At 68.7% G+C, this 7,328-nt stretch carries 5 protein-coding genes; 1 reads left to right on the forward strand and 4 read right to left on the reverse strand.

What is annotated here, in order from left to right; all coding sequences use genetic code 11:
* Nucleotides 1–112 precede the first annotated feature (112 nt).
* The 4 genes from ACEPPI_RS39065 to ACEPPI_RS39080 all read right to left on the reverse strand — a co-directional run bounded on the left by ACEPPI_RS39065 (nt 113) and on the right by ACEPPI_RS39080 (nt 6,212).
* Nucleotides 113–2,029, reverse strand: a complete 1,917-nt coding sequence (locus tag ACEPPI_RS39065; RefSeq protein WP_373920007.1) for an FG-GAP-like repeat-containing protein — start codon at nt 2,027–2,029, stop codon at nt 113–115.
* Nucleotides 2,030–2,419: 390 nt separating this feature from the next.
* Nucleotides 2,420–3,571 carry an RICIN domain-containing protein gene (locus tag ACEPPI_RS39070; RefSeq protein ID WP_373920008.1) on the reverse strand — a complete coding sequence of 384 codons (1,152 nt, stop codon included), beginning with the start codon at nt 3,569–3,571 and terminating at the stop codon, nt 2,420–2,422.
* A 92-nt stretch (nt 3,572–3,663) separates the two neighbouring features.
* Nucleotides 3,664–5,445 (reverse strand): trypsin-like serine protease, encoded by a 1,782-nt coding sequence (locus ACEPPI_RS39075; RefSeq protein WP_373920009.1) that lies wholly within the window; start codon nt 5,443–5,445, stop codon nt 3,664–3,666.
* Nucleotides 5,446–5,561: 116 nt separating this feature from the next.
* A complete protein-coding gene (locus ACEPPI_RS39080) occupies nt 5,562–6,212 on the reverse strand; it encodes a hypothetical protein (RefSeq protein WP_373920010.1) in 651 nt (216 codons plus the stop codon).
* Nucleotides 6,213–6,537: 325 nt separating this feature from the next.
* Between ACEPPI_RS39080 and ACEPPI_RS39085 the strand changes: the two genes are divergently transcribed.
* The coding region (locus ACEPPI_RS39085) for an ALF repeat-containing protein (RefSeq protein ID WP_373920011.1) at nt 6,538–7,328 on the forward strand (791 nt) is incomplete at its 3' end.

The following is a 7,328-nucleotide window of genomic DNA, read 5'->3' on the forward strand; positions in this document are numbered from 1 at the left end:
CCCCCCAACCCAACAGGGTGTGGGGGGCGGCGCGCGAGCGGGCGGGGCCCCCCCCCCCCCCCCCCCCCCCCCCCCCCCCCCCCCCCCACACCGAATCCGGATTGGCGGATTCCTATAGGGGCTTGAGGTTGGGGTACAGGTGGAGTGTTCCGTCGGGCCAGATGGACAGGACGTCGTCCTGGCCGTCGCCGGCGAAGTCGCCGCCCGCCACGTCGCGTGCGCCGCTCCACGTGTTGTCGGGCCACATGTTCAGCCCGCCCTGGATGTGGCCTTGGCCGTCGCCGGGTTGCATGTAGAAGGAGCCGCCGCCCCAGATGACTCCCATGTCGGTCTTGCCGTCGCCGGTGAAGTCGCCGGCGAGGACGTTGCGGGCGCCGGCCCAGATTTCCTCGGGCCACATGTGGATAGGCGCCAGGCCGTTGTTGTTGAGGCGGCCGGTGTTGTTGCCGGGGGCCAGCCACAGCGACCCGCTGGCCCATACGACGCCGAGGTCGGCCTTGCCGTCGCCGGTGAAGTCGCCTGCGAAGATCTCCTTGGCGTCCTTGTAGAGCTTGGGGGAGCCGGAGTCGGCCCACAGCGGTGCGGAGGCTTGGAACGTCGCGTTGCCGTTGCCGGGGTAGAGCTCAAGCTGCCCGTCGGTCCAGATGGCCACGAGGTCGGTCTTGCCGTCGCCGGTGAAGTCGCCTGCGGCGAGTTTGGTGATGCCCTTCCAGGCGCCGTCCTGCCACAGTGCGACGGGTTGGCCGAGGGTTCCGTTTGCCTGGCCGGGGTGGAGCCACAGGTAGCCGTCGGCGTCGATGGTTATGGCGTCGTCGCGGCCGTCGCTGGTGAAGTCTCCTGCGGTGACCGCGACCTCACCGACGTTGTAGGTGTGCAGACCGGCGAGGTTGGCGTTGCTGTTGACCGTGGTGGCGAAGCCGTTTCGGAAATCGGTACGGGTTCCGGTCAGCGTGACCTGGGTGTCGGCGGTGGGATAGCCGAGCCAACTGTTCTCCCAGCCCAGTTGTGACCACTTGGTGCGGGCCGGTCCATAGAGGGAGTGGGCGCCGGTGGTGGGCGACCAGTAGACGGACGCGGCTCCGCCGGTCGCAGGACTGCCGGCGAAGTGCGCGTAGCGGCCGATGCCGATGACGGTGGTGTCCGTGAGGGGGGCGCCGAGGGTGCCGGCCGGTCCGCCGAGGGTCATGTACTTGGCCAGGATCGGTCCGCACAGCGAGCGTCCGCCCTGGGGGAAGGTGTCGCAGATGTCCCAGCCGAGGTCCAGCGGTTCGACGGCGCCCTTGACCCATCCGGCGAGGCCGTCGACACGGGTGCTGACCGCGTCGGTGCGGCCGGAGCTTGTGCCGAGGCAACCGCCCTGCCAGGACCGGCTGTTGACGGCAACCAGCTCGGCCGCGGCGCCGGTGCCGCGCAGGGTGGGGCCACCGGCGTCACCCTTACAGACCGCGGAAGCGCCGGCGGTCGCCGACTCGATGCCGACCTCGGCGCCGCTGATGGATTTGACGGTCACCGCCGCGTTGTGCAGGGTGCCGGGGAACCAGGCGTCCTCGGTGCGGCCGTAGCCGGCCACCCGCAGGGTCTCGCCGGCCGTGGGGGCCGTGCCGGCGATCGTCGCGGGTATCACCTGGAACGCCGGTCGGGCTAGTTTGGCCAGCACCAGGTCGCGGTCGGCGTGCGGAATGAGCTTGACGACGTCGCTCACGTAGCCGCCAGGCGAGGCCAGGTCGGCCTTGCCGACGGTGATCGTGGTGGCGTTCTCCGCCGAGGGCGCGCCGGCCGCGACGCCCGCGCCGCGGTCGAAGCAACTCTTGGCCGTCAGGACCAGGGTGACGTCGACGAGGGTGCCGGAGCAGATGCGCTGCTTGTCGCCCGTGCCGATGCTCAGGCGTGCGGAATACCCGTCGACGCCGACGCCGGCGGGGGAACCGCCAGCCACGGCCGAGGCGCCGGGCGCGGTTAACAGCGGTACGGCGACCGCGCAAGAGAGAAGACCGGACGCGATCGCGGCCCGGATGGAACTACGGGACATAGGTTTCCCTGGAGTTCAGCGGTTGCGCGCCCCTGCTGGGCGGCCTGCGGAGTTATCGGAGGCGCAGAAGGACTCCGGTTGGAGCCGGGAGCGCGGGGATCAGCCGGTGACGCGGAGTTCGACCAGGACGGCTGGGGGCGCTTCGGGCAGGTAGCGCCGTCGTGAACGGACAAGTGGCTGAACTCCCCGCCGAAGCCACTGGAGTTCGAGTCGAAGTGCACCGGCTTGGGAGTGCTTCCGTCTTCCAGAAGCGTCCCCACCCGGCCCTCGTGCGACGTACCGTACTCCTCGGACGTCCAGACCTGTCCTTATCCACCAGCACCTCCCACGCCACACCATGAGCGGGATCCCGTCCCTGGAGAGACCTGCTGCACTGAACGATTCCGGGGGTCAGTACGAGAAGGACCATTTCTGGGTGGGGATGTTGTAGAAGGTCCATTGCTGGGCGCGGGCGCCGTCGGTTGGGAGCGAGTCGTCGATCTCCAAGACCTTCCCGCTGTTTCGGTTCTTCAGAACGTAGCCGCCAGCGGCTTTGACGAGGTCCCATTTCTGGGTGGGGATGTTATAGAAGGTCCACTGTTGGGCGCTGGCGCCTTCGGTCACGAGGGAGTCCTCGATCTCCAGAGCCTTGCCGCTGTTGGAGTTGCGAACCTCCCAGCCGTCGCCGGCCCAGTGGAAGATCCAGCGGGCCGTGGGCAGACTGTGGCAGGTCCACTGCTGGGCGCGGGCGCCATCGGTCATGAGGGAGCTGTCGATCTCCAGGCACTTTCCGCTGTTGGTGTTGACGAGTGGGGTCTTCCAGTCAACGGCGCTGGTCTGCTGGATCCAGGTGCCGAGGTCGTCGGTGCGGGTGTTGTAGGCGCCGGTGTGGGTGGTTTCGGCGGCGCCGAGGCAGTTGTTCTGCCAGGATCGGCTGTTGAGGGCGGCGAGTTCGTAGTGGCCGCCGACCTGTCGCAGGGCGGGGCCTCCGGTGTCGCCCTTGCAGACGGCGGCGTCTGTGGGGGACTTGGCGGCGATGGCGAGGCCGGTCGGCCCGATAGCGCCGACGGTGAAGGCGGCGCTGTGAAGTTGGTCGGGTACCCACTCGGTTTTGGTACGGCCGTAGCCCGTCACCCGGAGCTCCTCACCAGCCACAGGGGCGGTGGTGGACATGGCGAGCGGGGTGATATCGGTGACCGGGTTGGCCAGACGTGCCATGACCAGATCGCGGTCGGAACGGGGGAGCAGCTCGACGACGTCCCGGACCTGGCCCGCCGCGGTGGTGAGGTCGGTACGACCGACGGTGACGGTGGTCCTGAGCGCGGGCGCACCCACGGGCAGGGTTGTCGGCTGGGAGGGGTCATCGGCGAAGCAGGATGCGGCGGTGATGACCCAGAACGGGTCGATCAGGGCGCCGGTGCAGGCACGTCTGCCGTCGCCGATGTCCAGCTTGGCGGTGAAGGCGTAGGAGCCGGCCGGCGCGGCGTCACCGCTGAGGGCGGGTGCGGGCGTGCCAGCCAGCAGGAGGCAGGTGAGGGCAGCGGCGGTGACCGCCCCGGTCATCCACGCCGAGCGTGAGCGTATGCGAGGCATGAGGTGGCACTTCTCCGTTCATGAACCTGCTGGTGTCTCGGGCGGGTGGATCACCGGTGCGGTCAGCCTGTCGCGGGGATCTGGCCGACCACGGACCAGCCGGACCAGCCTCCGCCGTTGGTGTTGTAGTTGTGGGCCATGACGCCGTCGGTGCCCTGGCCGAAGACCTCGGCTGTTCGGGTGTCCGGGTTGTAGACCGCGGCGGGTGAGCTGGTGAACTTCCAGTTGCCGGTCATGGTCCAGGGCGTCCAGCCGGTGGCGCGACTCCACGTGGCCCGGTACATCGATGCGTCGGTGCCGGTGGCGAAGACCTCGAGGCTGTTGGTGACCGGGTTGTGGAGGACGGCCGGCACGCCGACGAACGAGCCTCCGGGGTTGAGGGCGTACCAGCCGGACCAGCCCTCGCCGTTGGTGTTGTAGAGGTGCGCCATGACGCCGTCGGTCCGCAGAGCGAAGACCTCCGCTGTCCTGGTGTCGGGGTTGTAGACCGTGGAGGCGTTGCCGCGGAACTTCCAGTCGCCCGTCATGGTCCAGGGGCCCCAGCCAGTGGCCCGGCTCCACGTGGCCCGGTACATCGATGCGTCGGTGCCGGTGGCGAAGACCTCGAGGCTGTTGGTGATCGGATTGTGGACAACAGCTGGTTCACCGGCGAACCGCGCTCCGGGGTCCAGCGCGTACCAGCCGGACCAGCCCTCGCCGTTGGTGTTGTAGAGGTGCGCCATGACGCCGTCGGTCCGCAGAGCGAAGACCTCCGCTGTCCTGGTGTCGGGGTTGTAGACCGTGGAGGCGTTGCCGCGGAACTTCCAGTCGCCCGTCATGGTCCAGGGGCCCCAGCCAGTAGCCCGGCTCCACGTCGCCCGGTACATCGCCCCGTCGGTGCCGGTGGCGAAGACCTCGAGGGTGTTGGTGACCGGGTTATGGACAACAGTCGGCTCGCCGACGAACCGCGCTCCGGGGTCGATGAGGTGCCAGCCCGACCAGCCTTCGCCGTTGGTGTTGTAGGCGTGGATCATGGCGCCGTCGGTCCGCAGTGTGAAGATCTCGGCGGTCCTGGTGTCCGGGTTGTAGACGGTGTTGCGGTTCCCGGACCGGACGGTGGCGGCCCAGGCGGATTCGGTCTGCTGGATCCAGCTCCCGAGGTCGTCGACCCGGGTCTCGTAGGCGCCGGTGCGGGTGGTCCCGGCGGCGCCGAGGCAGTTGTTCTGCCAGGAGCGGCTGTTGAGGGCGGCGAGTTCGTAGTGGTCGCCGATCTGTCGCAGGGCGGGGCCGCCGGTGTCGCCCTTGCAGACGGCGGCGTCCGCGGGAGCCTTCGCGGTGATGCCGAGGCCGGCCGGGTCTACGCCACCGACAGTGAATAGGGCGGTGTGGAGCTTGTCGGGTACCCACTCGGTCCTGGTGCGGCCGTAACCCGTCACCCGGAGTTCCTCGCCGACGGTGGGGGCGGTTGTGGCGACGGCGAGCGGGGTGATGTCGGTGACGGGAATGGTGAGCCGGGCGAGGACGAGGTCGCGGTCAGTGCGGGGGATGAGTTCGGTGATGCCCCGGACCTGGCCCGTGGTGGTGGTGAGGTCGGTGCGTCCGATGGTGGCGGTGGTCTTGAGCGCGGGCGGCTCGGCGGGGACGGTCGTCGGCTGGGCGGGGTTGTCGGCGAAGCAGGATGCGGCGGTGACGATCCAGTACGGGTCGATCAGGGCGCCGGTGCAGGCACGTCTGCCGTCGCCGATGTCCAGCTTGGCGGTGAAGGCGTAGGAGCCGGCCGGCGCGGCGTCACCGCTGAGGGCGGGTGCGGGCGTGCCAGCCAGCAGGAGGCAGGTGAGGGCAGCGGCGGTGACCGCCCCGGTCATCCACGCCGAGCGTGAGCGTAAGCGAAGCATGCGGTGCTGTCCTTATCGTTGCCGTTCCGGTCGAATGGCTTTGCACGGTGTCGGTGCCGCGCGGCAGCGGTCGTGTGGGCCTTAATTCATCCGGTGACGCGGAGTTCGATGAGGACGGATCGCTTTCCGCCGGGCAGGCTTTCGCCGACCGGTTCGACCGAGTTGGGGCCGATGTTCACCTGCGTCTCCTGGCCGGCTGCGACCAGTTTGGCGCTGACGGAGCGGTCCTCCGTCCAGATGCCGTAGACGTCCGGCAGTTCCATGGTGAGGTAGCCGGTCGTACCGGAAACGGTGAAGCAGTATCCGAGCTTGTCGAGGCGTGATTCGACGAAAATCTCATTCGCCGCCTGGCAGCTGGTCGGAACCGTGTGGCCGGGGCCTTCCTTGAGCCGGATGTGTCCGTCACCCCGCTTCAACGTGATCTTGCGTTCCGTCAGGATCCGGTCGGCCTCCGGGTACTGGAAGTCTTCGACAGCGGTGGGCATGTCCGTCTCCGCCGCTGTAGCTCCGGTGGTGGCCTGTGCGGCCGAGAGGGACACGAGCCCGATGCACGCCAGCAGAGTTCCGCAGGCGCTGACCATGAGAATCGTGCGGGTGCGGGATTTAATCAAGACAGATCCTTCGATCCTGGCGGGATCACGATGATTCCGCAATGCCGGAAGGGGTGTCGAACGACGATGGAGCCAGCGTAAAGTACCAGCAATCTCTGGCTTTAGGAGGCTCATGGAATCGTTCAAGAACGCTTTCCCCATCGATTTTCAGCCATGCCTCCCGAATTCGTACGCCGAATTCCGTTTCTAATGCTCGAGTGATCTGCTGGCGAAAACACAGATGTCCCATTTGGGGGTATTGATTGTGAACCATCCCATCCGATCCCTGGGAGTACCTGGAACCACCGGGAGAAATCGGTCCCGCAGAGTCCGATTATCGATCCTCGGCCGAATAGGTGCGGGCTTACTCCCGGTGGCTCTCACGGCCGGTCTGCTCGGCACGGCTCCCGCGTTCGCGACGGACCCCGGGCCCGGCCCGAGTGCGCCGACGGAGACGGACCGCAGTCGTGTCGTGAGCCTCTGGCTGGAGGGCGGCCCCGGCGTGAAGGCAGCCGCCGAGACGGCGCTGACCGGCACCGACGAGGACGTCAAACGCTTCCTCGCAGTCGAGGCGGACCTCGCGGAGTACCACGACGAACGCGTCTCCACGCTCCAGATCTTCAGCCTCGGCGGCTCAGGGATACGCGAAGCGGCCACCAAAGCCCTGAAGGGCACCCAGGAAGAGCTGCGCACCTTCCTCAAGGACGGCTGGCAGACACCTCTGGAGCAGGACCGCCGGGTCGACGCGTTCCAGCTCGTCGCCACCGGCGGGGTGAGCGTCAAGGAGCAGGCCACCGCCGCACTGCAGGGCACCCCCAACGACGTGAAGAGGTTCCTCGAGCAGGGCCGGTACGACGCCGCCGCGGTCGACGACCGCGCCCGCGTGATGCAGCTCCTCGCATCCGGCGGCCCGGCCATGAAGGAAGCCGCCAAGGTCGCCCTTCGGGGCACGCCCGCCGACATCGCCGAGTTCCTGTCGGTCGGACAGTTCATCGCGCTGGCCAGGGACCAGGAACGCGCCACGATCTCCCAGCTGGCCGACCAGGCCGAACAGGCCGGCCGGCAGGCCCAGATCGCCAAGGACGCCGCCAAGGAGGCCTCCGCACGCGCGGTCGAGGCCTCCCGTCTGGCCAAGGAGTCAGCCGAGACCGCGGCCAGGGAGACCGAGGAGGCCGGTCGGGACACCGCCCGCGCCGCGGCCGCCGCCGCACGTGCCGCCGACGCGGCCCAGGGCGCCGCGGCTGCCGCCAGTCAGGCGGTCGC

The sequence above is a fragment of the Streptomyces sp. AB3(2024) genome, from assembly GCF_041862025.1.
In the GTDB taxonomy this organism is placed as follows: Bacteria; Actinomycetota; Actinomycetes; order Streptomycetales; family Streptomycetaceae; genus Streptomyces.